The sequence below is a fragment of the Streptomyces sp. sk2.1 genome (genome assembly GCF_008120935.1).
Lineage (GTDB): Bacteria > Actinomycetota > Actinomycetes > Streptomycetales > Streptomycetaceae > Streptomyces.
Genome location: NZ_RDBO01000020.1, coordinates 581,361 through 604,741, shown reverse-complemented (window position 1 = coordinate 604,741; position 23,381 = coordinate 581,361). Strand labels below are relative to the sequence as shown.

22 protein-coding genes are annotated in these 23,381 nt (G+C 72.1%); 15 read left to right on the top strand and 7 right to left on the bottom strand.

Going from position 1 to position 23,381, the window contains the following annotated elements; genetic code table 11:
- The 5 genes from sufC (at window position 1) to EAO76_RS06180 (ending at window position 4,548) form a co-directional block, all read left to right on the top strand.
- Window positions 1-765 carry a Fe-S cluster assembly ATPase SufC gene (sufC, locus tag EAO76_RS06200; protein WP_148834125.1) on the top strand — a complete coding sequence of 255 codons (765 nt, stop codon included), beginning with the start codon at window positions 1-3 and terminating at the stop codon, window positions 763-765.
- Window positions 762-2,018: a cysteine desulfurase gene (locus EAO76_RS06195; RefSeq protein WP_148834123.1), complete on the top strand. Its 1,257-nt coding sequence runs from the start codon at window positions 762-764 to the stop codon at window positions 2,016-2,018. The genes sufC and EAO76_RS06195 overlap by 4 nt, the downstream gene beginning before the upstream one ends.
- Before the next feature lie 26 nt (window positions 2,019-2,044).
- On the top strand, window positions 2,045-2,500 hold the full coding sequence (gene sufU, locus EAO76_RS06190; RefSeq protein WP_148834121.1) for a Fe-S cluster assembly sulfur transfer protein SufU: 456 nt from the start codon (window positions 2,045-2,047) through the stop codon (window positions 2,498-2,500).
- Window positions 2,497-2,850, top strand: coding sequence for a metal-sulfur cluster assembly factor (locus EAO76_RS06185; RefSeq protein ID WP_148834119.1), 354 nt, complete (start codon window positions 2,497-2,499; stop codon window positions 2,848-2,850). Before sufU ends, EAO76_RS06185 begins: the two co-directional genes overlap by 4 nt.
- A 303-nt stretch (window positions 2,851-3,153) precedes the next feature.
- Complete coding sequence (locus tag EAO76_RS06180; RefSeq protein WP_148834117.1) at window positions 3,154-4,548, top strand: hypothetical protein; 1,395 nt, start codon at window positions 3,154-3,156, stop codon at window positions 4,546-4,548.
- Between the two features lie 436 nt (window positions 4,549-4,984).
- Here EAO76_RS06180 and EAO76_RS06170 read toward each other — a convergent pair whose 3' ends face one another.
- Window positions 4,985-6,019, bottom strand: coding sequence for a hypothetical protein (locus EAO76_RS06170; RefSeq protein WP_262375291.1), 1,035 nt, complete (start codon window positions 6,017-6,019; stop codon window positions 4,985-4,987).
- A 223-nt stretch (window positions 6,020-6,242) separates the two neighbouring features.
- Between EAO76_RS06170 and EAO76_RS06165 the strand changes: the two genes are divergently transcribed.
- Entirely contained in the window at window positions 6,243-6,563 is a 321-nt protein-coding gene (locus EAO76_RS06165; RefSeq protein ID WP_148834115.1) for a multidrug efflux SMR transporter, read from the top strand.
- Window positions 6,563-7,123 carry a TetR/AcrR family transcriptional regulator gene (locus tag EAO76_RS06160; protein ID WP_148834113.1) on the top strand — a complete coding sequence of 187 codons (561 nt, stop codon included), beginning with the start codon at window positions 6,563-6,565 and terminating at the stop codon, window positions 7,121-7,123. The genes EAO76_RS06165 and EAO76_RS06160 overlap by 1 nt, the downstream gene beginning before the upstream one ends.
- A gap of 72 nt (window positions 7,124-7,195) precedes the next feature.
- Here the strand turns inward: EAO76_RS06160 and EAO76_RS06155 are convergent, their stop codons facing one another.
- Window positions 7,196-8,083, bottom strand: a complete 888-nt coding sequence (locus EAO76_RS06155; RefSeq protein WP_148834111.1) for a winged helix-turn-helix transcriptional regulator — start codon at window positions 8,081-8,083, stop codon at window positions 7,196-7,198.
- 100 nt (window positions 8,084-8,183) lie between these two features.
- Between EAO76_RS06155 and EAO76_RS06150 the strand changes: the two genes are divergently transcribed.
- Window positions 8,184-9,431, top strand: a complete 1,248-nt coding sequence (locus EAO76_RS06150; protein ID WP_148834109.1) for an MFS transporter — start codon at window positions 8,184-8,186, stop codon at window positions 9,429-9,431.
- An 89-nt stretch (window positions 9,432-9,520) separates the two neighbouring features.
- Window positions 9,521-10,510, top strand: a complete 990-nt coding sequence (gene dapD / locus EAO76_RS06145; RefSeq protein ID WP_148834107.1) for a 2,3,4,5-tetrahydropyridine-2,6-dicarboxylate N-succinyltransferase — start codon at window positions 9,521-9,523, stop codon at window positions 10,508-10,510.
- 34 nt (window positions 10,511-10,544) lie between these two features.
- Here the strand turns inward: dapD and dapA are convergent, their stop codons facing one another.
- Complete coding sequence (dapA, locus tag EAO76_RS06140; RefSeq protein ID WP_148834105.1) at window positions 10,545-11,435, bottom strand: 4-hydroxy-tetrahydrodipicolinate synthase; 891 nt, start codon at window positions 11,433-11,435, stop codon at window positions 10,545-10,547.
- A 222-nt stretch (window positions 11,436-11,657) separates the two neighbouring features.
- On the opposite strand from dapA, the gene EAO76_RS06135 reads away from it, so the two are divergent.
- Window positions 11,658-12,272, top strand: a complete 615-nt coding sequence (locus EAO76_RS06135; RefSeq protein WP_262375350.1) for a DUF4232 domain-containing protein — start codon at window positions 11,658-11,660, stop codon at window positions 12,270-12,272.
- Between the two features lie 5 nt (window positions 12,273-12,277).
- Here the strand turns inward: EAO76_RS06135 and EAO76_RS06130 are convergent, their stop codons facing one another.
- Together EAO76_RS06130 and EAO76_RS06125 are read right to left on the bottom strand one after the other, a co-directional pair.
- Window positions 12,278-12,721, bottom strand: coding sequence for a GNAT family N-acetyltransferase (locus EAO76_RS06130; protein ID WP_148834101.1), 444 nt, complete (start codon window positions 12,719-12,721; stop codon window positions 12,278-12,280).
- A gap of 70 nt (window positions 12,722-12,791) precedes the next feature.
- The gene (locus tag EAO76_RS06125; protein ID WP_148834099.1) at window positions 12,792-13,925 is read right to left on the bottom strand and encodes a peptidoglycan bridge formation glycyltransferase FemA/FemB family protein; all 1,134 of its coding nucleotides are present in this window, start codon (window positions 13,923-13,925) and stop codon (window positions 12,792-12,794) included.
- Between the two features lie 136 nt (window positions 13,926-14,061).
- Here EAO76_RS06125 and EAO76_RS06120 point away from each other — a divergent pair, with 136 nt between their 5' ends.
- Window positions 14,062-14,772, top strand: coding sequence for an antibiotic biosynthesis monooxygenase (locus EAO76_RS06120; protein ID WP_148834097.1), 711 nt, complete (start codon window positions 14,062-14,064; stop codon window positions 14,770-14,772).
- A gap of 119 nt (window positions 14,773-14,891) precedes the next feature.
- On the opposite strand, the gene EAO76_RS06115 is transcribed toward EAO76_RS06120, so the two are convergent.
- Window positions 14,892-16,739, bottom strand: a complete 1,848-nt coding sequence (locus tag EAO76_RS06115) for an endonuclease/exonuclease/phosphatase family protein (protein WP_148834095.1) — start codon at window positions 16,737-16,739, stop codon at window positions 14,892-14,894.
- 280 nt (window positions 16,740-17,019) lie between these two features.
- Here EAO76_RS06115 and EAO76_RS06110 point away from each other — a divergent pair, with 280 nt between their 5' ends.
- The 4 genes from EAO76_RS06110 (at window position 17,020) to EAO76_RS06095 (ending at window position 22,688) form a co-directional block, all read left to right on the top strand.
- The gene (locus EAO76_RS06110) at window positions 17,020-18,480 is read left to right on the top strand and encodes a hypothetical protein (protein ID WP_148834093.1); all 1,461 of its coding nucleotides are present in this window, start codon (window positions 17,020-17,022) and stop codon (window positions 18,478-18,480) included.
- A gap of 323 nt (window positions 18,481-18,803) precedes the next feature.
- Entirely contained in the window at window positions 18,804-20,276 is a 1,473-nt protein-coding gene (locus EAO76_RS06105) for an alkaline phosphatase PhoX (protein ID WP_148834091.1), read from the top strand.
- A 509-nt stretch (window positions 20,277-20,785) separates the two neighbouring features.
- Complete coding sequence (locus tag EAO76_RS06100; protein WP_148834089.1) at window positions 20,786-22,366, top strand: TROVE domain-containing protein; 1,581 nt, start codon at window positions 20,786-20,788, stop codon at window positions 22,364-22,366.
- Between the two features lie 91 nt (window positions 22,367-22,457).
- Complete coding sequence (locus EAO76_RS06095; protein ID WP_148834087.1) at window positions 22,458-22,688, top strand: hypothetical protein; 231 nt, start codon at window positions 22,458-22,460, stop codon at window positions 22,686-22,688.
- 76 nt (window positions 22,689-22,764) lie between these two features.
- Here the strand turns inward: EAO76_RS06095 and EAO76_RS06090 are convergent.
- Window positions 22,765-23,381, bottom strand: a 617-nt coding sequence (locus EAO76_RS06090; protein ID WP_187438473.1) for a TerD family protein, incomplete at its 5' end; no start/stop codon positions are given.

Below are 23,381 nucleotides of genomic sequence, written 5' to 3'. Positions count from 1 at the left end.
ATGGCAACGCTTGAAATTCGCGACCTGCACGTCTCCGTCGAGGCCGACAACGCCACGAAGGAGATCCTCAAGGGCGTCGACCTGACCGTGAAGCAGGGCGAGACCCACGCCATCATGGGCCCCAACGGGTCCGGCAAGTCCACCCTCGCGTACTCCCTCGCGGGTCACCCCAAGTACACGATCACCAGCGGCTCGGTGACCCTGGACGGCGAGGACGTCCTGGAGATGTCCGTCGACGAGCGCGCCCGCGCCGGTCTGTTCCTGGCCATGCAGTACCCGGTCGAGATCCCCGGCGTCTCGGTCTCCAACTTCCTGCGCACCTCCGCCACCGCCGTCCGCGGCGAGGCGCCCAAGCTGCGCACCTGGGTGAAGGAGGTCAAGGAGACGATGGGCCGGCTCCAGATGGACCCGGCGTTCGCCGAGCGCAACGTCAACGAGGGCTTCTCCGGCGGTGAGAAGAAGCGCCACGAGATCCTTCAGCTGGAGCTCCTCAAGCCGAAGGTCGCGATCCTCGACGAGACCGACTCCGGCCTGGACGTCGACGCCCTGCGCATCGTCTCCGAGGGAGTCAACCGGGTCCGCGAGACCGGTGAGGTCGGCACCCTGCTGATCACGCACTACACGCGGATCCTCCGTTACATCAAGCCCGACTTCGTGCACGTCTTCGCCAACGGCCGCATTGCCGAGTCCGGCGGCGCCGAGCTCGCCGACAAGCTGGAGAACGAGGGCTACGAGGCATATGTGAAGGGTGGCGCTTCCGCGTGACACAGCTGCCGGGCCTCCTCGACACCGAGGCGATCCGCAAGGACTTCCCCCTGCTGGATCGGACGGTCCACGACGGGAAGAAGGTCGTCTACCTGGACAGCGCGGCGACCTCGCAGAAGCCGCGCCAGGTGCTCGACGCCCTCAACGAGTACTACGAGCGGCACAACGCCAACGTGCACCGCGGTGTGTACACGATCGCGGAGGAGGCCACGGCGCTGTACGAGGGCGCCCGTGACAAGGTCGCCGCGTTCATCAACGCGCCCAGCCGCGACGAGGTGATCTTCACCAAGAACGCCTCCGAGTCGCTCAACCTCGTGGCCAACATGCTCGGCTGGGCCGACGAGCCCTACCGGGTGGACCACGACACCGAGATCGTCACCACGGAGATGGAGCACCACTCCAACATCGTGCCGTGGCAGCTGCTCTCGCAGCGCACCGGCGCGAAGCTGAAGTGGTTCGGCATCACCGACGACGGCCGCCTCGACCTGTCCAACATCGAGGAGATCATCACGGAGAAGACGAAGATCGTCTCCTTCACCCTGGTCTCCAACATCATGGGCACGATCAACCCGGTCGAGAAGATCATCCGCCGGGCCCAGCAGGTCGGCGCCCTGGTCTGCATCGACGCCTCGCAGGCCGCCCCGCACATGGTGCTCGACGTGCAGGCGCTGCAGGCCGACTTCGTGGCCTTCACCGGCCACAAGATGGTCGGCCCGACCGGCATCGGCGTGCTCTGGGGACGGCAGGAGCTCCTGGAGGACCTGCCGCCGTTCCTGGGCGGCGGCGAGATGATCGAGACCGTGTCGATGCACTCGTCGACGTACGCCCCCGCGCCGCACAAGTTCGAGGCCGGTACGCCCCCGATCGCGCAGGCCGTCGGCCTCGGCGCGGCCGTGGACTACCTCTCGGCGATCGGCATGGAGAAGATCAGCCGGCACGAGCACGCGATCACCGAGTACGCGGTGAAGCGGCTGCTGGAGGTGCCCGACCTCAGGATCATCGGCCCGTCCACGGCCGAGGACCGGGGCGCCACGATCTCCTTCACGCTGGGTGACATCCACCCGCACGACGTGGGTCAGGTGCTGGACGAACAGGGCATCGCCGTCCGGGTCGGACACCACTGCGCACGGCCGGTCTGCCTGCGGTACGGAATTCCTGCGACCACGCGGGCGTCGTTCTATCTGTACTCCACGCCCGCCGAGGTCGACGCCCTGGTGGACGGTCTGGAGCACGTACGGAACTTTTTCGGATAAATGGGCGAGCGGCTGAGGGTTGACTGGTGAAGCTTGATTCCATGTACCAGGAAGTGATCCTGGACCACTACAAGCACCCCCACGGGCGTGGCCTGCGGGACGGCGACGCCGAGGTGCACCACGTCAATCCGACGTGCGGCGACGAGATCACTCTCCGGGTGAAGTACGACGGCGAGACCATCGCCGATGTGTCGTACGAGGGTCAGGGCTGCTCCATCAGCCAGGCCAGTGCCTCCGTACTGAACGATCTGCTGGTCGGCAAGGAACTGGGCGAGGCGCAGAAGATCCAGGAGACCTTCCTGGAGCTGATGCAGTCGAAGGGCCAGCTGGAGCCGGACGACGCGATGGAGGAGGTGCTGGAGGACGCGGTCGCGTTCGCCGGCGTCTCCAAGTACCCCGCCCGGGTGAAGTGCGCGCTGCTGAGCTGGATGGCGTGGAAGGACGCGACGGCCAAAGCGCTGTCCGAAGGGAAGACGGCATGAGCGAGAACACGGTGACAACCGACGAGAGCCCGACGATCAAGCCGGCCTCCGAGGAGGAGGTCCGTGAGGCCCTGTACGACGTCGTCGACCCCGAGCTGGGCATCGACGTCGTCAACCTCGGCCTGATCTACGGCATCCACATCGACGACGCCAACATCGCCACCCTCGACATGACGCTGACGTCCGCGGCCTGCCCGCTGACCGACGTCATCGAGGACCAGGCGAAGTCCGCGACCGAGGGCATCGTCAACGAACTGCGGATCAACTGGGTCTGGATGCCGCCGTGGGGCCCGGACAAGATCACGGACGACGGGCGCGAGCAGCTGCGCGCGCTGGGCTTCAACGTCTGAGTTCCGACGTCCGAGCTTCGACGTCCGGGCCGGAACGCCTGGACTCCGGGGCCCGGGCTTCGACGTCCGAGCCGCGCATCGCGGTGGACGGCCCCCGGGTTCCGGAAGGTCCCGGGGGCCGTTCGCATGTCCACGGGGCGTCAACTCCCTTGAACCGGTGACCTGTTGGCGCCCCGTAGCCCTGGAGCGGTGCGCGGGTCCGGCGTGTGCCGGTGTTCGTCCTCCGTATGTGTGATGTACGCATGCGCGTGGCCCCGGTGGTGCAGCCTCTCCTCGACCTGCCACGTCGACGAGAGGCATGCCGTGCCGCATCAGCTTTCGTTCACCGACCGCCGGGTGGCCGCCGCGGCCGGTGCCGTCCTCGCACTGACCGCCGCGGGGATCGGCGTCCCCGCGCACGCCGCGGATCACGGGACGCCGACGATCGGGCTCTCGGCCTCCTACCTCTCCGGCGCCGTCGGCGCGATCGGCGACCCCGTGGTGACCGTCACCGTGAAACAGAGCGGCGCCGACGCGGACGAGCTCCGGGTGACGGCGTCCGCCAGCTCCCGGCCGTCCGTCGCGGGCACCGGCGACGTGACCGTGACCGGGGCGGGTGCCACCCGGAAGCTGTCCGTCGCCGCCCGCGGCCGCGGCTACACCGACCTCACGATCAAGGTCACCGGACCCGACGGCGCGACCGCCACCGAGAAGCTGCACTACGCCGCGTCGGCCGCGGTCCGCGACGCCGCCGACACGCGGTACCTCACCGGCTCCTCGGACGCCTCGGCCGCCGTCGCGGTGGGCGACGGATACCTGGTCGTCGCCGACGACGAGTCCAACACGCTGCGCCTGTACGACGGTTCCGTGTCCGGTGCGCCCGTGCGGAGCTGGGACGTCGGCCCGGACCTCGGGGTGTCGAAGGAGATCGACATCGAGGGGGCGGCCCGGGTCGGCGACACCATCTACTGGACCGGCTCGCTCGGCAACAACAAGGACGGTGAGTACAAGGCCGCCCGCAACACCGTCTTCACCACGGAGGTGACCGGCTCCGGGGCCGCCACCCGGCTGACGGTGGGCGGTTCGTACGGGAAGCTCCGCGACGACCTCGTCGCCTGGGACGAGGCGCACGGCGACCGGCTCGGCTTCGCCGGGGGCACCGAGGACGGCCAGGCGCCCAAGCAGATCGACGGATTCAACATCGAGGGCCTGGAGTTCGCCCCCGGCTCGACGACCACCGCGTACTTCGGCTTCCGGGCCCCGCTCGTCCCGCCGGAGGCGGGGGGCAAGGCGCTGATCGTGCCCGTCACCAACTTCGACCGGGTGGCCGGCCACGGGGCGAAGGCGGTCATGGGCGACCCGATCGAGCTGGACCTCGGCGGGCTCAGCATCCGCGACATCCGGAAGAACGCCGCCGACCAGTACCTGATCGTGGCCGGTTCCTGGGCCGCCGACGACAACTCCGACCCGTACGCCCTCTACACCTGGGACGGTGTCGCCGCCCACCCGCCGGTCCTGCGGACCGGGCTGCCGACCACGGACCCGGGCGGCTGGGAGGCCGTCGTCGAGGTACCGGACCTGACGGACCCGGACGCCCGCGCCCAGCTGATCACGGACTCCGGATCGGCCGACCTGTACGGCGACGGCACGGAGGCGAAGGACCTCGACCACGCGGAGTGGAAGAAGTCCCGGACGGTCCGGTTCCGCGTCGGCGGCTGACGCGGCGGCACACGCGAACGGTCCTTGAGGGGTTCGGCGGGTCCGACGGATTCGAGGGGCTCCACGGGTTCGAGAGGTTCTACGGGCTCTACGGGTTCGAGGGGGTCGACGGCGGAGGAAATGTGCCAGAGTTGCCGGCCCCGCGGCGGTGCCGGTGGGATAGGGCATGGCAGAGGACTCCACCCCCGGCGGTCCCGCACCGGCCTTCGAGCTGCGCCGCGGTGCCCTGCACCTGACGATCCGGCACATCCCGGGATGGCTGGTCGGACTGACCGTTGTCGGCCGTGAGTTCCGCGGCGGCCCGGCTCGCCGCGCGGTATCTCACCGGTGCGTGACGCACGCGCCGGAAGCGAAGCGGTGCGGGGCCGCCGGGCCCTTCCGCGCCCGGCGGCCCCGCGGATCGCCGGGCGTGCGCGCCGCGGCGGCGCGGGCGGGGCTACCGGCCGTACGGGCCGGGCTGCGGGGGCACGGCCGCCGCCTCCGCGAGGACCGGGCCCAGGTTCTCGGTGCGGATGCGGCGGTCGACGTAGACCAGACCGGTCACCAGTTGCGGGAACGTCGCCGAGAGGAGCTGGCCGACCAGTTGGCCCAGCAGCATGGTCACCAGGTAGCCGCTCATGGCGAACGCGACCGAGGCCGGATTGGGGTCCGCGTCCAGGGTCGCGCCGCCGATGATGCCGGAGAACATGCCGAAGAACGAGAACGGGATCTGGATGAGGTAGTTCGCCACGGCGGCGATGCCGAAGGCCAGCAGGGTGATGCCGAAGACCCGCCACCAGTCGCCGCGCACCAGCTGCGAGGAGCGGCGCAGCGCCGCCACCGGGGACTGGTTCTCGAAGACCGCGACCGAGGGGGCCAGGCAGAACTTCACCCAGAGCCAGACCGCGAGCGGGGTGGTGACGAAGGCGCCCAGGAAGCCGAGCGCGATCCACACAGTGGCGCCGGTGCCGTGCGCCGACGTGATCGCGCCGATCACGAGGGCGAAGAAGCCGACCATCATGAGCAGCATCGGGAGGACCGCGACCAGGAAGCACAGGAACACCGTCCCGATCACCGCGGGCACCCGGGCCCAGGCCCGGCGCCAGACGGCGGCGAAGGTGGTCGACCGGCCCAGCACGGCTTCCTGGAGGACCACGGGGACGGTCGCGTACAGCAGGGCCGTGGCGACCACGAAGGCGAGCATCGCGACCAGCCAGACGACGCCGAAGGCGATCACGAGCGGCACCACGTCGGCCGACGTCGCGTCCTCGTCGGCGCTGAGCTCGACGACCCGGTGCAGCGGGTCGCTGATCGCCGAGTACGCGATCAGGGCCGCCGTCACCACGATCACCAGCGCCCCGCCGTAGGCCGTCGCGCCCATGCCGAACAGCTGCTTCCAGTGGCGCCCCATCGCGCTGAAGGCGCCGCCGAGTATGTCCCCGAGTTTCAGGGGCGCCAGCGGGATCACCCCGGGCCTGGGCGGCGGTGGCATCCAGCCACCCCATCCCATGGGTCCCGGGGGTCCCCCGTACGGTGCTCCGCCGCCCCACCCTGCGTCCTGCGCCACTGTCGCTCCGTCATGTCTCGCCGTACGGGTGCCTCGTCGTACGGGTGTCCAGTCGTACTGGTGTGCTTCCGGTCGGGACACCGTAGCGTTTCGGCCGGTGGGAGGCTTCGGCCCCGTCGCGCGGACGGCGATGCGTACACTCGTACACATGGGATACGGGCTGCTGGCGGCAGCGATCGCGGCGGAGGTGGCCGGCACGACGGCCATGAAGTACAGCGAGGGTTTCACCCGGCTCTGGCCGTCGGTGATCACCGTCGCGGGCTATCTCCTGGCCTTCGGTCTGCTCGCCCAGACGCTGAAGACGCTGTCGATGGGCACCGCCTATGCCATCTGGGCCGGGATCGGCACCGCCGCGGTCGCGGCCATCGGCGTCCTCTTCATGGGGGAGACCGGCAGTCCGGTCAAGCTGGCGGGCATAGCGCTGGTCATCGCCGGAGTGGTGGTGCTGAATCTGGGCGGGGCCCACTGATGGTGCGCCGCTACGACCCCGGGCGGCGCGACCGGATCATCGACGCCGCGATCCGGGTGGTCGGTGCCGAGGGCATCGCGGGGCTCAGCCACCGCTCCGTGGCGGCCGAGGCCGATGTGCCGCTCGGCTCGACGACCTACCATTTCGCCTCGCTGGACGAGCTGTTGATCGCCGCACTGCGCCGGTCGAACGAGAACTTCGCCGAAGTCATCCGGGGCAGCGGGGCGTTGGGCGATCCGGACGCGGACCTCGCCGGGGAACTGGCCGGGCTGCTGGGGGAGTACTTCTCCGGCGGGCGCGGGCGGGCCGAGCTGGAGTACGAGCTGTACCTCGCCGCGCTCCGCCGGCCCGCGCTGCGCCCCGTCGCCGCCGAGTGGACCGACGGCGTCGCCGAACTGCTGTCCCGGCGGACCGACCCGGCCACGGCGCGGGCGCTGGTCGCGCTGATGGACGGGATCTGCCTCCAGGTGCTGCTCACCGGCGGGGAGTACGACGAGGCGTACGCGCGGGAGATGCTCGGCCGGATCGTCGGCCGGCGGGTTGACGGGCCGACGGGTTGACGGGCCCGCCGGCCGGAGGGCCCGTGCGCGGGCCGTGCGGCCGGCGGCCCCGGTGGGGCCGCGCCGCGTTCCTCACCCCGCGGGCGTGCCCCCGTCCCGGACGGCCGACAGCGCCTCCCGCACGCTCGCCTCGATGTCCGTGATCGGGTACAGCGCCCGGCGGACCGTCCGGTCCCGGTCCACCACCAGCGTCAGCCGCTTCAGCCGGCTCGTCCCGCCCGCCCGGAAGGTCGGCAGGCGCAGCGCCGCCGTCAGCTCCAGCTCCGCGTCGGACAGCAGCGCGAAGCGCAGCCGTTCCGCCTCCGCGAAGGCCCGCTGCTCGTCCGGGCGCTGGGTGGAGATCCCGCGCACGGTCGCGCCCGCCGCCGTGAACTCGGCCAACTGGTCGCGGTAGGTGCAGGATTCGAGCGTGCAGCCGCTCGCGCCCGGGATCTCGGCCCAGTTCGGCGGATAGGCGTCCCGGCGGGCGTAGGCGCCGGGGAAGAGGTAGAGGACGGTGTACGGGGTGTCGGCGACCGGGTCGCGCGGCTCCCCGTCGTGGCCCAGCAGGCGCAGTTCGGGCAGGCGCGTGCCCACCAGGGCGTGCACCCGGGCCGCCTCCTTCGAGGTCTCCGCGGTCGTCGCCATCGTCTCTCCTTCTCCCAGTACCCAGGTGTCGCCCCAGTCCTGGAGCGCGATCAGTACGGGCAGCAGCGCGCGGCCGCGCGGGGTGAGCCGGTACTCGTACCGGGGAGGCCGGTCCTGATACGGCTCCCGGGACAGCACCCCCGCGTCGACCAGCAGCCGCAGCCGCTCGGTCAGCACCTTGCGGGACACGCCCAGTTCCTGCTGGAGCGCGTCGAAACGGTGCACCCCGCGTGCCGTGTCCCGCACGATCAGCAGGGTCCACCAGTCGCCCACGACATCGAGTGCCTGGGCGATCGCGCAGTCGGCGTCGGCCAGGCTGGTGCGCTGGGGCATGGCTCCTCCGTCTCCCGTTCCACCTCTTACTGGATTGACCCGCAGGAAAACACGCTGCCATAGTAAGTTCCCAAAAGAAACTCACTGAGGGGTGTCGTGGATGAAGGCCTTCGGGTTCGTGCGGGACGTGCCGCGCACGGTACGGCTGCTCGCCCTCGGTTCCTTCCTCAACGGAGTCGTCAGCTTCACCTTCGTCTACCTCTTCGTCTATCTGACCGGCCCGCGCGGACTGGGCGTCCCGCAGGCCGGGGTGATCGCGGGCATCGGCGGCATCGGCCTGGTCGCGGGGAACTTCACCGGCGGCTGGTTCGGCGACCGGTACGGCCACCGCCGGATGCTCCTGACCGGCGCGCTGGTGAGCGGGGCCGCGCTCGCCGTCCTGCCCGTCCTGCCGGTCGCGGCGATGTACGGGGCGCTGCCGCTCGCGCAGTACGCGGCCGGAGTCGTCCGCGCCGCCAACGCCGCGCTCGTCGCGGTCTCCGTCCCCGAGGGGAGCCGGCGCCAGAGCTTCGCCCTCGTGCGCGCCGGGAGCAACGCCGCGTTCGCCGTCGGCCCGCCGCTCGGCGCGCTGATCGCCGCCCGCTTCTCGTACGACTGGCTGTTCGTCGCCGACGGCCTCGGGACGCTGCTCTTCGCCGGGTACGCGGCGGCGGTGCTCCCGGCGCACGGCACGGCGCACAGCCGCCCGGCCCGCGATCCCGGCGCGCCCGGCCTCCTGCGGGAGCTGCGGGCCAGGCCCGCGGTGCCGGTCCTGCTCGCCGCGATCCTCTGCGTCGACCTCGTCTACCGGCAGCAGTACTCGACCCTGCCCGTCTTCCTCGCCGAGCACGGCCACGGCGCCCAGTTCTACGGCTGGCTGCTCTCCATCAACGGGGGCCTCATCCTGCTGCTGGAACTGCCCGCGGCGCACGCGCTGCGCCGACGGGCGCCGCTGGGCATCGTGGGCACCGGGCTGCTGCTGGTGGGGCTGGGCTACGCCGTGCTGATCCCGGGCGCCGGCGCGCTGTTCGCCGTCACGATGATGGCCTCGCTGACGGCGGGCGAGATCCTCTACAAGACCACCGCCACGGCCTACGTCGCCGATCAGGCCCCCGCCCACGCGCAGGGGCGCTTCCAGAGCCTGTACGCGGGCGCCTCCATCAGCGGCCAGGTGCTGGCGCCGCCGCTCGGCGGCGCGCTCTACGCCCACGCGCCCGGACTGCTCTGGCCCGTCTGCGCGGTGCTGGCCTGCGCCGCGGGGGCGGCGGTACTGGCGGCGCGGCGGCTGCGGGGGGCCGGCACGCCGTCCGTGCCGGTGTGCGAGGGGCCCGCCGCGCCGGTGCCCGAACGGCGGACGCGGTCCGGCTGACCTGGCAGGTCGGCCCTTCGGGGCCGGTCCGCGACCATCCGGTGGGACCGGTTGGCCCCGGTGGTGCCTCGGCGGTTAGGTTTCGTGTCATGACCGACACGACTCCTGCTCGCACCACCGGCGCCGTCGCCGCCGGCCTCGCCACCATCGCCGGCGACGGTTCCGTTCTCGACACCTGGTTCCCCGCCCCCGAACTCACCGCGGAGCCCGGCCCGGCCGGAACCGAACGGCTCACCCCCGACCAGGCCGTCAACCTCCTCGGCGAGGGCGCGGCCAAGGCCGTCGGCGTGGACGCCCGCCGCGGTGTCGAGGTCGTCGCCGTCCGTACGGTCATCGCCTCGCTCGACGACAAGCCGCTCGACGCGCACGACGCGTACCTGCGCCTGCACCTGCTCTCGCACCGCCTCGTCCGGCCGCACGGCCAGAACCTGGACGGCCTCTTCGGCCTGCTCTCCAACGTCGCCTGGACCTCGCTCGGCCCGGTCGCCGTGGACGACCTGGAGAGGGTCCGGCTGAACGCCCGCGCCGACGGCCTGCACCTCCAGGTCACCTCGGTCGACAAGTTCCCCCGGATGACGGACTACGTCGCCCCGAAGGGCGTCCGGATCGCCGACGCCGACCGGGTCAGGCTCGGCGCGCACCTCTCCGCCGGCACGACCGTCATGCACGAGGGCTTCGTCAACTTCAACGCGGGCACCCTCGGCACCTCCATGGTCGAGGGCCGGATCTCCGCGGGTGTCGTCGTCGGCGACGGCTCCGACATCGGCGGCGGCGCCTCCACCATGGGCACCCTCTCCGGCGGCGGCAAGGAGCGCATCGTCATCGGCGAGCGCTGCCTGATCGGCGCCGAGGCCGGGGTCGGCATCGCGCTCGGCGACGAGTGCGTCGTCGAGGCCGGGCTGTACGTCACGGCCGGCACCCGCGTCACGCTGCCGGACGGCCAGATCGTCAAGGCCCGGGAGCTCTCCGGCGCCTCGAACATCCTCTTCCGCCGCAACTCGGTCAGCGGCGCCGTCGAGGCCCGCCCGAACAACGCGGTCTGGGGCGGCCTCAACGACGTCCTGCACAGCCACAACTGACCGAGCGCCACGGACAACACGCCCCGCCGCCCGGTCACGCCCCCCGGGTGGCGCGGAGCAGTTCCTCGTGGACCTCGCGCAGCCCGTCGGCCGCCCCGCGCCCGGCGGGCTGCAGCGGTTCGCGGACCGGCCCGGCGTCGAGCAGCGCCTTGGCCGTGACCGTGCCCGGCAGCCCGGACGCCATCATGGCCTCGACGAGCGGGGCGTTCAGCAGGTTGAGCCGGGCGGCCCGGGCGGTGTCCCCGGCGTCGAAGGCGTCCAGGACCGCCCGCAGCTGACGGGGCGCCACATTGGCGACCGTGCTGACGTAGCCCGCCGCGCCCACCGCGTACAACGGCAGATTCAGTTCCTCGCAGCCCGAGTAGTACGCCAGCGAGGTTGCGCCGATCACCTTCGTGGAACCGAGCAGGTCGTAGGCGCAGTCCTTCACCGCCACGACGCGGGGGTGCTCCGCGAGCCGCATCAGGGTCTCCGGCTCGACGCGGGTGCCGGTGCGGCCGGGGATGTCGTACAGCATCAGCGGGAGGCCGGTCGCGTCGGCGACGCGCCGGAAGTGCGCCTCGACGGCGGCCTGCGGGGGCCTGCTGTAGTACGGGGTCACCACCAGCAGGCCGTCCGCGCCCGCCCGTTCGGCCTGCCGGGCGAGGTCGATGGTGTGCCGAGTGTCCGGGGAGCCGACCCCGGCGACGATCGGCACCCCGTCGCCCACCGCCGCCCGCACCGCCCTCAGCAGCGCGGACTTCTCGGCGTCGGTGGTGGTCGGGGACTCGCCGGTGGTGCCGCTGAGCACCAGACCGTCGCAGCCGTCGGCGACCAGGCCGGCGGCGTGCTTCCCGGCGGCGTCCGGGTCCAGCTCGCCGTCGGCGGTGAAGGGCGTGATCATGGCGCAGAGCGCTCGGCCGAAGGGGGCCGCGGTTGCTGTCATTCCCCCAGTCTCAGCCGACCGGAGCGTAAAGGTCCACTTAGCTTTGCTGGGGTCGGGGGGAAAGCGGAACTGAACAGTCGTGGGCGGCGGCCGCGGTCTCTGGCATGATCGAACGCCTATGCGGCAGGTCGACATGGGGCGGGGTGCGTGGGCGTGCGAGGACCGGCAGGGGCGGACACCGGGGCGGGAACGGCCGGACGCGGGCCGGCGGCGGTCGCGCTCCTGACCGGGGTCCTGGGCCTGACGCTCTCCGGCTGCGCCGGGTTCCTCGTGCCCGCGGGCGAGGGCGAGCCGGAACCGACCCCCAGCGGCTCGTGGGCCGTGCACGCCGACAAGCTGCCCACCCCGTTCCCGAGCGTCACCCTTCCCGCCCGGCCGGCCACGCAGAGGCCCACCCCCACGGAGACCACGCCCCGGGCCGGCTGCCCGTCCTCCGGCGTCGTCGTGGACATGGGGGAGGTGGAGGCGGCGCTCGGCCACCGGGCCGTCGGGCTCACCCTCACCAACTGCGGGGGCGAGCCGTACCGGGTCCACGGCTACCCGTCCGTCCGGGCCCTGGACGAGGCCGGCGACCCGCTGCCCGTCCCGGTGAACCCCGGCTCCTCCTACATGGGCACCGACCGCGGACCGAAGGAGGTCGTGCTGAAGCCGGGGCAGACCGTGCGCTCCCTGCTGGCCTGGGTGTCCACCCCGACCGGCGGCGACCTCATCGAGGGCGACGCCCTGGAGATCGCGCCGGCGCCCGGCCTGGAGGCGCGTACCTTCCCGCTCGAAGGAAGCGACGTGCGGCTGCTCGACGAGCTCAACATGACCGCCTGGCGGACCGACCCCGCGTAGCGGCCTCAGAGGGCGAGCTTGAAGCCCTCGTGGCTGCGGGCGAAGCCCAGCGACTCGTAGAACCGGTGCGCGTCCGCGCGCCGCTTGCCACTGGTCAGCTGCACCAGCCCGCACCCCCGCCGCCGGGCCCGCTCCACGACCTGCCGCATCAGCTCCCGCCCCAGCCCGCCGCCCCGCCGGTCGGCCCTGATCCGCACCGCCTCGACCAGCGCCCGCTCCCGGCCGCTCCGGCCGAGCCCCGGTATGTACGTCGCCTGCGCGCAGCCCAGCACCGCGTCGCCGTCCACCAGCACCAGCATCTCGTTGCGCGGGTCGTCCGCGATGGCCGCGAAGGCGCTCTCGTACGCCTGGTCGACCACGACCGACGCCGGGTCGACGACCCGCTCCTCGTCCGCGAGGAGGGCGAGGACGGCGGGCAGGTCGGCACGGGTGGCGATGCGCAGGATCATGCCCCGGAGTCTGGCACGGGCGCCGGCGCGCCCGTGCCCGGCCGTCCGCCCGCCGGGGCGGGCGCGGAGGTCAGCGGCGCGCCATGTACAGCGAGAACGCCTTGTGGAGCACCTTGTTGACCGGGAAGTCCCACTCGCCGATGTACTCGGCGGCCCGGCCGCCGGTGCCGACCTTGAAGCGCAGCAGACCCAGCAGGTGGTTGCCCTCGTCCAGGGTGTCGGTGATGCCGCGCAGGTCGTAGACGGCCGCGCCCCGCTCGTGCGCGTCGCTCATCATGCGCCACTGGATCGCGTTGCTGGGCTGCACCTCGCGCTTGCGGCCGGTCGAGGCGCCGTAGGAGTACCAGACGTGGTTCCCCACGGTCAGCATCGTCGCGGCGGAGAGCGTCTCGCCGTCGTGCTGGGCGAGGTACAGCCGCATCCGGTCGGGGTCCTCGGCCCGCAGCGCGGTCCACATGCGCTGGAAGTAGTCGAGCGGACGGGGGATGAAGCGGTCGCGACCGGCCGTCTCGCGGTACAGCTCGTAGAAGGCCGGGAGGTCCTCGTAGCCGCCCTCGACGACCTTGACGCCCGCCTTCTCCGCCTTCTTGACGTTGCGCCGCCACTGCTGGTTCAGGCCGCTGCGGACGTCCTCCAGCGACCGCCCGGCGAACGGCACCTGGAAGACGTACCGGGGCTGCCCCGCGCTGAAACCGTCCTCGCTCTCCTCCTCGCCCTGCCGCCAGCCCAGCGCGCGCAGCCGGTCCACCAGCTCGGCGGCCCCCGGCTCCACCGTGTCCGGCCGCACCTCGCGCAGCCGCCCGGCGGCCGGATCGGCGATGGCGTCCTTCACCGTCCGGGCGTCCCAGCGCCGGGCGACCACCGGCGGCCCCATCCGCACCGTGAACGCGCCCCGCGCCTTCAGGTGCGCCAGCATCGGCTCCAGCCACCGGTCCGGGCCGCCGTCGTGCCAGTCGATGACGGGCCCCTCCGGCAGATACGCCAGGTAGCGCTTCACCCTGGGGATCGGCCGGTACAGGACGAGCCCCGCCCCGACGATCCGCTCCCGGCCCGAGCCGTCCCGCTCGAACCAGCCGATGCTCTCCGTGCGCCAGTCGGGCTTCACGTCGCCCCATGACGGGACCTGCATGTGGCTCACGGCCGGGCGGCTCGCGACGAACGCCAGATGCTCCTCGCGGTCGATCGTCCTGAGGTGCGGCGCCATGCGGTACTCCGTTCGTCGTGCGGTCGATGGGCCCGACCGGGCAGCGGGGCGTGCTGTTGACCTCAAGCGGACTTGACGTATCAGGGTGGACGGCAACGGCGCGCCGCCCCGGTGCGCCGGTCAGGGAGGACCCGTCATGAGTGTGCAGTTCGAATCCCGCCCCGATCTTGCCCGCAACGACGTCGGGCTCGTCAAGGCGAGCACCTGGGACGTCGGCACCCCCGAGCGCCTGGACGCGACGGTCGAGGCCGTCCGGCGGGCGTGGGCCGGCCGGGACTGGCCGCACCCGGGGCTGCTCTCGTACACCGTCCACGCGGGTGAGGACGGGAAGACCCTGTTCCACTACAGCCAGTGGAGCGACGAACAGGCGTACCAGGAGTTCTTCCGGCACGGCAGGGACGAGCGCAACGCGGAGATCGACGCCGCCGTGCCCGGCATCAGGCGGCTCGGGCTGCACACCTACGAGCTGTACCGGTCCGGCACGAGGGAGGACGACGGACGGGAACCGGGCTGCGTGGTGATCGTCGACGTCGAGTTCGACGGGGCGGACCCGGCCCGGCAGCGGGACTGGGTGGACAGCGTGTTCGAGGCGCTCGGCACCGATCCGGCGCCCGCCCCCGGCGGCATCTCCGCGCACTTCCACGTGAGCACCGACGGGACGCGGGTGCTGAACTACGCCGAATGGGAGAGCGCCGAGGCCCACGTGGCCGCGCTGGCCACGCCCGGCGACGGGGTCGGATCGAGCACACCGCAGTGGGAACGGGTGCAGTCGTACCCGGGGATGACCGGCGGCGGCGTGAACCGCTACGCGCCCGTGCTCGGCATGCGGCCGGCGACGGGCGCGTAGCGGTGCGGCGGTCCGCACGGAACGGGTCCGTGCGGACCGTACGGCCCAGGGTTTTCCGTTTGGACCAGGCCGGATAGGGAGCGGGGCACGCGAGCCCGGCATGATCCGAACGAGAGGCCCTACGGGCGGAAGCGGATCACCTGCGGGTCGTGGTCGCTGTTCTGGTCGGCGAACTCGGCGTTGATGTGCACGCTGTCGTAGTGGAAGCCGCGGATCGACGGGCTGGTCAGGATCTGGTCGAGGACCTGGCTGTTGCCCTGGTAGACGTACGAGTAACGCTCCGAGCGCGGCAGGGACTTGATCGCCGGGTACAGCACGTCCCCGGCGGTCAGGGCCTTCGTGGTGCCGGAGAACTCGAAGTCGTTGATGTCGCCGACGACCAGGACGTCCGCGTTCTTCTGGGTGCTCAGCAGCTTCTTGACGAAGGTGTTGACCGTCTCGGCCTGTGCGTGCCGCTGGACCTCCGAGGAACGGGTCGGCGGCTGGTGCTGGGAGAAGATGGACTCGTCGCCGCCCTTGGAGGCGAAGTGGTTGGCGACGACGAAGACCGGACGGCCGCGGAAGGCGAACTCGCCGACCAGCGGCTTGCGGCTGTTCTCCCACGCAGGGTTCGTCGGGTCGATCCGGCCGGGGGAGAGGGTGAGGGCCGCGCGGCCCCGCTCGCGCACGACCTCGGTCGCCGAGGTCGCGTCGCCGCCGGCGCGGTCGGTGAAGGAGACCCGCTCCGGGTTGAAGAGGAACACCTGGCGGATGTTGCCGCCGGGCTCGCCGCCGTCCTTCTTGTCCTGCGGGTCGATGGAACGCCAGTCGTACGCCGGGCCGCCCGCGGCCCGGATCGCGTCGATGAACTTCTCGACCGTCAGATCGGCGGCGACCGTGCCGTCGCTCTTCGAACCGTTGTTGTCCTGGATCTCCTCCAGGGCCAGGATGTCGGGCGAGGCGAGGTTGTCGACGACCGCCGCGGCGAGCGCGTCGAACTTCTCCTGCGGGTCGCCCGGGTCCAGGTTCTCGACGTTGTACGTCGCCACGGCCAGCTCGCCGCCGCGCTGCTTGCGGGTGGTCTCCCGGCGCAGCTCCCCGTCGACGACCGTGCCCATGGTGCGGGCGGTCAGCGTGTAGCCGCCGTACTGGGTGAAGTCGAGCGGGCCCTCGGTCGTGCCGGACAGCACGTCGCCCACGTTCGCCTTCGGGAAGGGCTGCTGGGCGAGCGGCACCAGCGACTGGATCTGCAGCCGCCCGGTGTTCTGCGAGGTGTACGAGCCGTAGACCGTGCCGCCGCGGCGGGCGTCGTTCTCGTGCGGCTTGACCGTCACCCACAGCTCGGCGTGCGTGTCGGTGGCACCGACCACCCGCGAGGTGCCGACCTCGACGTTCATGCCTTCGAGGGACTCGTAGTGGTCCAGGGCGTAGCGGGACGGCCGCAGCGGCAGCGCGTTGATGGAGCCGCCCGCCGCCGGGTCGCCCTCGGGGGTGTACCGGGAGGGGACCGAACGTGAGGTGATCCGCACCGGCGCGGGCAGGGCGTTGCCGGAGGAGACCACGGCGACGGTGGGCTTGCTGATCTGGGTGAGCGACTGGTTGCCGGAGTCGAGGCCGCCCGGGACGTACTCGGTGACGGTGCCGGAGACGGTGACCGCGTCACCGACCGCGACCGTGGGCGCGGAGCCCGTGTAGACGAAGATGCCCTCGCTGGTGGCGGGGTCGGCGTCGGGCTGCGGGTCCTGGAACCAGAAGCCCTTCGAGCCGTACGTGCGCACACCCGTGACGATGCCCGCGACCCCGTCGACCTGTTGGCCGGCGAGCGGGGATATCCGGGTGGAGCCCTGGATGTCGTGGATGCGGACCTGGGCGTCGGCGGTCGTGGAGGCGGACGCGGAGGTGGTGGCGGCGCCGGTGAGCAGGCCGGCGGCGAGCGCGGCGGTGACTACGGCGGAGACGGTGGTCGTTCTGGACGATGCGGCAGGCATCACGGGCTCCGGGGGATCGAGGGTCGGGTGGAGACGTCTACGCGCGTCAATCTCTTGTGTGCGCAAGGCCGTTGTCAAGGTCTGACAGGTGTACTGCTGCCGTCCGTCGCATGAACCGGGCGGCATGGGGCGAAATGCGTCTACGCTTGGGCCGCCCGATCCGTATTCCGGTACGCCTGATCCGTTTCCGGTACACCCGATCCGTGACTCCGGTACGCCGACCCGTGACTCCGGCTACGTCCGACCCGTACGCCCGGTACGCCCCGAGGAGAACCGCCTGATGTCCGCAGAGCGCCCCACCCTGCCGCCCGTACGGCTGCGCACCGACGCCGAGCTGGCACGGGACGCGCTCGCCGCGCCGCTGCTCGCCCGCGCCGTCCGGCTCGCCCGCTGGGCGGGGCCCGGCACCCGGGTCGGTGCCGGGGGCGAACTGGTGGACGCGCAGCTGCCGGCGGCGGCCGAGCACCTCGGCCTGGAGCCGGACGAGGACGGTGCGGCGGAGGCCAGTGAGGCGTGGCGGCTCGCGGTCGACGCCGGTCTGCTCGACGTCGAGGACCCCGAGGGGGCCGCCGGTCCGGACGCGGAGGGCACCGTGACCGTCGGCGAGAACCTGGCGCTGGTCACCGGCGGTTCGCCGCAGGACGTCCTGGCGATCTGGCTCGACGGCCTGGAGGCCGTCCACGCCGACGCCACCGCCCCCGCCTTCGACGACCTCGCCGACCTCGTCGCCGAGGACGGCACGATCGACTTCGAGTCCCTGGACTGGGACCCGGAGATCGAGGCGGAGTTCCTCGACGGGGTCCTCGGCAACCTGTACCTGCTCACCGTCGGCGACGGCGGGGGCGGCGCCGACCCGGTTCCGGTTCCGCTGCCCGCCCTCGCCGCGTCGATGGTCGTGCCCGAGGACATGGGCGAGCCGACCGACGACGTCCTGGAGCAGGTGTCCGAGGCGATGATGCGCCTCGACGACCAGTTCCGGGTCCTCGAACCGATCGGGATCGTCGAATACCGCCCGGTGGACGAGGCGTTGCTGATCGAGGAGGGCGAGGACGGCGCCGGACCGGCCGACGACGAGGACGTCACCCGGTACGGAATGGTGCGGCTGACCCCCCTCGGTCTGTACGGGCTGCGGGCCCGGATGCTGGAGGCCGGGGTGGACGCCCCGGCCGTCGGCGACCTCGCGGACAAGGGCGCCGACGCGCTCCTCGGCGGCATCGCGCACTACCCCGAGGCGGCGGCCCGCGCCGAGGTCGGACTGTGGCTCGCCCGGCGCGGCACGGACGGCGCCGGGGGCGAACTCCTCGCGGCGGCCCGCGGGACGGACCGGCAGGCCCCGCTGCGCAGGCTCCACTGCCAGCAGGCCCTCGCCCTGGTCGGCGCCGCGGCGGAGCCCGAGGTGCGCGCGGTGCTGGACGACCCCGAACTGGGCGGCCTGGCCCGGGTCTGGCTCGCGGAGCTGGGCGTGGCGGACGTGCCCGCGCCGCCGGAGCCGATGATCTTCTGGCTCGCCGTCGACACGATCGCGGCCCAGCTGGAGGCCGACGGCGACCTGGACGAGCTCCAGGACCTGGTCGAGGGGCTGGCCGGGCAGCACAGCGGATTCTTCGACGAGGCGTGGCGGGTGGAGCACCCGGCGACGGCGGAGGTCCTTGAGGCGATGGGCCGGCTGCACAGCGACAAGAAGAAGGCCAAGGAGGCCCGCAAGGCGGCGTTCAAGGCCCGGTCGCGCGCGGGTTCCTGAGCGGTTTCCCGCCCCGTCGGCGGCCGGTGGTTCCCCCGGCCCCGGCGGGGCGCGCCGTCCGTTCACCCGGGCGGCACCGGGGGACGGGCAGTGCGGACGGCACCGGGGACGGGCGGCACCGGGGGACGGGCAGTGCGGACGGCACCGGGGGAGACGAACGAGCAGGTCCGCGGCGGTGGGTGGTACAGGGTCGGACATCCGTTTTCGGCCAAGTGCACAGGAAGGATGCCCCCCGGCGTCGCCCGCAGTTCAACTTCCGTTGGCACGGGGACGCGACTGTGGGCCCGCAAACAAACCCGTTCAGTCGCCCCCAGGAGTACGTGATGCCCATCACGCGCAGGGAATTCACCAAGCAGTCCGCACTCACCGGTGCCGGCATCGCCCTGACCGGCACCGTCGCCTCCCTGGCCACCGCGCCCGGTGCCCTGGCCGCCGACGACCCGAAGCACGGCCACGGACACGACCACGACCACGGCCACGGTCATGGCCACGGACACGGCCGTGAGCCCGGCTACGGACCGCTGATCGCCGACCCCGAGGGCATCCTCGCGCTTCCCGCCGGCTTCTCGTACGAGATCGTCACCCACTGCGGTGTCACCAAGCTGGAGAGCGGTGAGTACACCCCCTCCAACCACGACGGCACGGCCGCCTTCGAGGGCCCGCGCGGCGTCACCCTGCTCGTCAACAACCACGAGCTGGCCGGCACCCGGGCCGGCTGGGAGCACCCGGTGCCGCTCACCGAGGGCCTCGTCTACGACCCGGTCGCGGCCGGCGGCTGCACCGTCGTGGAGACCCGCCGCGACGGCCGGGTCGCCGAGTGGGTCGGCATCGCCGGCACCTCCACCAACTGCGCCGGCGGCGCCACCCCGTGGGGCACCTGGCTCACCTGCGAGGAGACCGAGGACAAGGCCGGCAAGAACGGCCTGCTCAAGGACCACGGCTACGTCTTCGAGGTCGACCCGTACGACCGCAAGGCCAACCGTGACCCGCACCCGATCAAGGCGTTCGGCCGGTACGCCCACGAGGCCGTCGTGATCGACCCCAAGCGCGGCCACGCCTACCTGACCGAGGACGCCGGCAGCCCCAACGGGCTGCTCTACCGCTGGGTCCCGCCGCAGGGCTTCCGGCACGGCCGCGGCAAGCTGCGCACCCTCGCCGACGACGCCGGTGTCCTCCAGGCCACCAAGTGCTTCGACCGCAACGGCAAGTTCGTCGACGACCTGTCCCGCGCCACGAAGATCGGCACCGTGTACGGCGTGGACTGGGTCGACGTGCCCGACCGCGACGCCAAGAAGGTCTCGGTGCGCAAGCAGTTCGCCGACGGCGAGATCACCCGCGCCCGCAAGCTCGAAGGCATGTGGTGGGGCGACGGCGGCGCCTACGTCGTCTCCTCGTTCGCCCGCTCCGAGAGCCCCGTCCAGCACGACGGCCAGGTCTGGTTCTACGACCCCAAGCGCCGCACGCTGACGCTGAAGGTGCTCCTCGGCGTGAACCCCGACCCGTCGAAGGACGGCGCCTTCGACGGCCCGGACAACATCACCGTCTCGCCCTACGGCGGTCTGGTCATCTCCGAGGACGGCGAGGGCGTCCAGCACCTCTTCGGCGCGACCGAGAGCGGCCGCACCTACCCCATCGCGCGCAACGAGCTGAACATCGGCACCGAGGAGGAGCCGGAGTACAGCGAGTTCACCGGTGTCACGTTCTCGCCCGACGGCCGGACGCTGTTCGCCAACATCCAGACGCCGGGCATCATGCTCGCCATCACCGGCCCGTGGAAGCGCCAGCCGAAGAAGTAGCAGCAACTCGTACGGGTGAACCGCTCGGGCGCGTAATTCCCTCGCGCTCCGGGCGGTTCCTCTTTTAGAGTCCTGTCCGTGCCCAGGTGCGCAGGCAGGACCTACTTCCACTCTTAATGGGGATGTCGCGGGTTCGAGTCCCGCCGCCGGATCTCGCTCCGGTGTAGCTCAGGGGGTAGAGCACCTTCGTCGGTTCCGCCGAATCGGTTCTCTGGGCACCACAACTTCATCTGCAGCGATGACTGCACGCACCTCCCGGTGCGAGGGCCGCGGCTACTTCCTGTCCAGATACCGCCGCGGCCGGAATGATCTCGGGAGGCACAGACGCCGGGGGGTGCCCGGTGCGCAGGCAACGGTTACTTCCTTTGGACTGAGGGTTGCGGGTTCGAGTCCCGTCCGGCTCCGGCCGGTAGCTCAAGCGGTAGAGCATCAGTAAAGTCCGTCGCCGACCCCTGATCTCGGGCGCCCTTCCGGTTGTGCCTTCTCCCAATGAATTCGGGGGAATTCACATGGCACGCTTCAACACCCGCACCACCCGGCCCCGCGCCGTCTCGCCCGTGAAGTCCACCGGGCGCACCGCGCCGACCCACCAGGGCGGCCGGGGACACCTGCGCGACGAACGCTCCGAACTCTTCCTGCTCGCGGTCGCCAACTTCGTCTCGCAGCAGACCTTCTACGAGGACGGCGCGCAGCGCGACGACCGCTTCTCGGCCCTGGTGCGGACCCTGGCCGTCACGGACCCGGAGTGGACCGCGGGCCTGCTCCACTGGCTGCGCCGCGACGGGCAGATGCGCACTGCCTCGATCGTCGGCGCCGCCGAGTACGTCAAGGCGCGGCTGGAGGCGGGCGTCGAGGACGGCCCGTCCAACCGCCGGGTCGTCGACTCCGTGCTGCTGCGCGCCGACGAGCCCGGCGAACTCCTCGGATACTGGACCTCGCGCCACGGCCGGGCCGTGCCCAAGCCGGTCAAGCGCGGCATCGCCGACGCCGTGCGCCGGCTCTACAACGGCAAGTCGCTGCTGAAGTACGACACCGCGTCCAGGAGCTACCGCTTCGGCGACATCCTGAACCTGACGCACGCCTCGCCCGACCCCGCGAAGCCGTGGCAGGGCGAGCTGTTCCGGTACGCCCTCGACCGCAGGCACCACCCCGAGACGGCCGTGCCGCCGGCCGGTGACCGCGTCCTGACCGCCCACCGCGCGCTGATGGAACTGCCGGTCGAGCGGCGGCGGGCCGTGATCGAGGGCGCCGACGGGGCGGACCGGCTGGCCGCCGCGGGCATGACCTGGGAGGCACTGGCGGGCTGGCTGCAGGGGCCGATGGACGCCACGGCCTGGGAAGCGGTGATTCCGTCGATGGGCGTGATGGCGCTCATCCGCAACCTGCGCAACTTCGACGAGGCGGGCGTCTCGGACGAGGCCGCCGCGCGGGTGGCGGCGAGGATCAGCGACCCGGCCGCGGTCGCCGCGTCCCGGCAGTTCCCGTTCCGCTATCTCGCCGCCCACCAGCACGCGCCCTCGCTGCGCTGGGCCCACCCGCTGGAGAAGGCGCTCGGCCACTCGCTGGACAACGTGCCCGCCCTGCCGGGGCGGACGCTGGTCCTGGTCGACCGCTCGGGCTCGATGTGGTCGCCGCTCTCGGACCACTCGCAGCTCAACAGGGCCGACGCCGCCGCGATCTTCGGCACGGCGCTGGCGCTCCGGGCGGCCGACGCCGACCTGGTCCAGTTCGGCACGAGCAGCGCACCGGTGAAGTACCGCCGGAGCGAGTCCGTGCTGAAGGTTTTGGAACGCTTCGGCGACCTCGGCGGGACCGACACGGAGCAGGCGGTGCGCCGGCACTACCGGAACCACGACCGGGTGCTGATCGTCACCGACGAGCAGGCCACGTTCTCGTACGCCGCGGACGCCACCGCGGCGGTGCCGGACACCGTGCCCGTCTACACCTGGAACCTGGCCGGTTACCGGGTCGGGCACGCCCCGTCCGGGAACGGGGCGCGCCACACCTTCGGGGGGCTTTCGGACGCGGCGTTCCGCATGGTGCCGCTGCTGGAGGCGGGTCGGAACGCGGACTGGCCCTGGAAGAACTGACCGCGGATTCAGTGCCGTGCCCGTACCCGCGAGGGACGGGTGCGGCACCGGGTGTTCCCGGGAACCGTCGGAGGGGCGCATACTCGCGGTAATGAAACAGTCAGCCGGATCCCGGCGCCACCTGCCTTCCAGTCCCTTCAACCGCCCGGCCCAGGAGGCCCCACCGGTCGAATCGTTCGACGCGGGCGACCGGGTGTCGCACGATCAGTTCGGCCTCGGCCGGGTCCTCGCCGTCGAGGGCGACAACGACGCGGTGCTCATCGACTTCGCCGGGCGGCAGGGCAGGATCCTGCGCCCGTACTCCAAGCTGACCAAGCTCTGAGCCGACCGGGCTTCGAGCGGGACACCGACCACGACCGGGGCCCCGGGGCGCGTCCGCGCCCCGGGGCCCCGCCGCGTCACAGTGCCTGGGCCGCGGGCTTCACCATGCCGCGGACGGTGCGCGACTTCACGAAGTCGCCCATGGCCGTCATCTCCCACTCGCCGGAGAACTGCTTGATCATCTTGGCCATCATCACGCCGGTCTGCGGCTCGGCGCCGGTCAGGTCGAAGCGGACCAGCTCCTCGCCGGTGGCCCCGTCGATCAGCCGGCAGTAGGCCTTGGCGACCTGGGTGAACTTCTGGCCGGTGAACGAGTTGACCGTGAAGACCAGGCCGGTCGCCTCCGGGGGGATGCGGCCCAGGTCCACGACGATCACCTCGTCGTCCCCCGCGCCCTCGCCCGTGAGGTTGTCGCCGGAGTGCTTGATCGCGCCGTTCAGGATGGAGAGCTTGCCGAAGTAGCAGCTGTCGATGTGATTGCGCTGCGGGCCGTAGGCGATCACCGAGGCGTCGAGGTCGATGTCCTTGCCGCGGAAGGCGGGCTCCCAGCCGAGGCCCATCTTGACCTGGGAGAGCAGCGGCCGGCCGCCCTTGACCAGGGAGACCGTCTGGTTCTTCTGGAGGTTGACCCGGCCCTTGTCGAGGCTGATCTTCCCGGAGCCGGGCGCGGACGCCGGGGCGGGCGGGGCCGGCG

Coding starts and splice junctions, on each gene's coding strand:
- dapD (WP_148834107.1), top strand. CDS start 9,521: ATGACCGACACGACTCCTGCTCGCACCACCGGCGCCGTCGCCGCCGGC.
- sufC (WP_148834125.1), top strand. CDS start 1: ATGGCAACGCTTGAAATTCGCGACCTGCACGTCTCCGTCGAGGCCGAC.
- EAO76_RS06170 (WP_262375291.1), bottom strand. CDS start 6,019: ATGCCACCGCCGCCCAGGCCCGGGGTGATCCCGCTGGCGCCCCTGAAA.
- EAO76_RS06100 (WP_148834089.1), top strand. CDS start 20,786: ATGGCACGCTTCAACACCCGCACCACCCGGCCCCGCGCCGTCTCGCCC.
- EAO76_RS06130 (WP_148834101.1), bottom strand. CDS start 12,721: ATGATCCTGCGCATCGCCACCCGTGCCGACCTGCCCGCCGTCCTCGCC.
- EAO76_RS06150 (WP_148834109.1), top strand. CDS start 8,184: ATGAAGGCCTTCGGGTTCGTGCGGGACGTGCCGCGCACGGTACGGCTG.
- EAO76_RS06155 (WP_148834111.1), bottom strand. CDS start 8,083: ATGCCCCAGCGCACCAGCCTGGCCGACGCCGACTGCGCGATCGCCCAG.
- dapA (WP_148834105.1), bottom strand. CDS start 11,435: ATGACAGCAACCGCGGCCCCCTTCGGCCGAGCGCTCTGCGCCATGATC.
- EAO76_RS06095 (WP_148834087.1), top strand. CDS start 22,458: ATGAAACAGTCAGCCGGATCCCGGCGCCACCTGCCTTCCAGTCCCTTC.
- EAO76_RS06125 (WP_148834099.1), bottom strand. CDS start 13,925: ATGGCGCCGCACCTCAGGACGATCGACCGCGAGGAGCATCTGGCGTTC.
- EAO76_RS06185 (WP_148834119.1), top strand. CDS start 2,497: ATGAGCGAGAACACGGTGACAACCGACGAGAGCCCGACGATCAAGCCG.
- EAO76_RS06120 (WP_148834097.1), top strand. CDS start 14,062: ATGAGTGTGCAGTTCGAATCCCGCCCCGATCTTGCCCGCAACGACGTC.
- EAO76_RS06105 (WP_148834091.1), top strand. CDS start 18,804: ATGCCCATCACGCGCAGGGAATTCACCAAGCAGTCCGCACTCACCGGT.
- EAO76_RS06110 (WP_148834093.1), top strand. CDS start 17,020: ATGTCCGCAGAGCGCCCCACCCTGCCGCCCGTACGGCTGCGCACCGAC.
- EAO76_RS06165 (WP_148834115.1), top strand. CDS start 6,243: ATGGGATACGGGCTGCTGGCGGCAGCGATCGCGGCGGAGGTGGCCGGC.
- EAO76_RS06160 (WP_148834113.1), top strand. CDS start 6,563: ATGGTGCGCCGCTACGACCCCGGGCGGCGCGACCGGATCATCGACGCC.
- EAO76_RS06115 (WP_148834095.1), bottom strand. CDS start 16,739: ATGCCTGCCGCATCGTCCAGAACGACCACCGTCTCCGCCGTAGTCACC.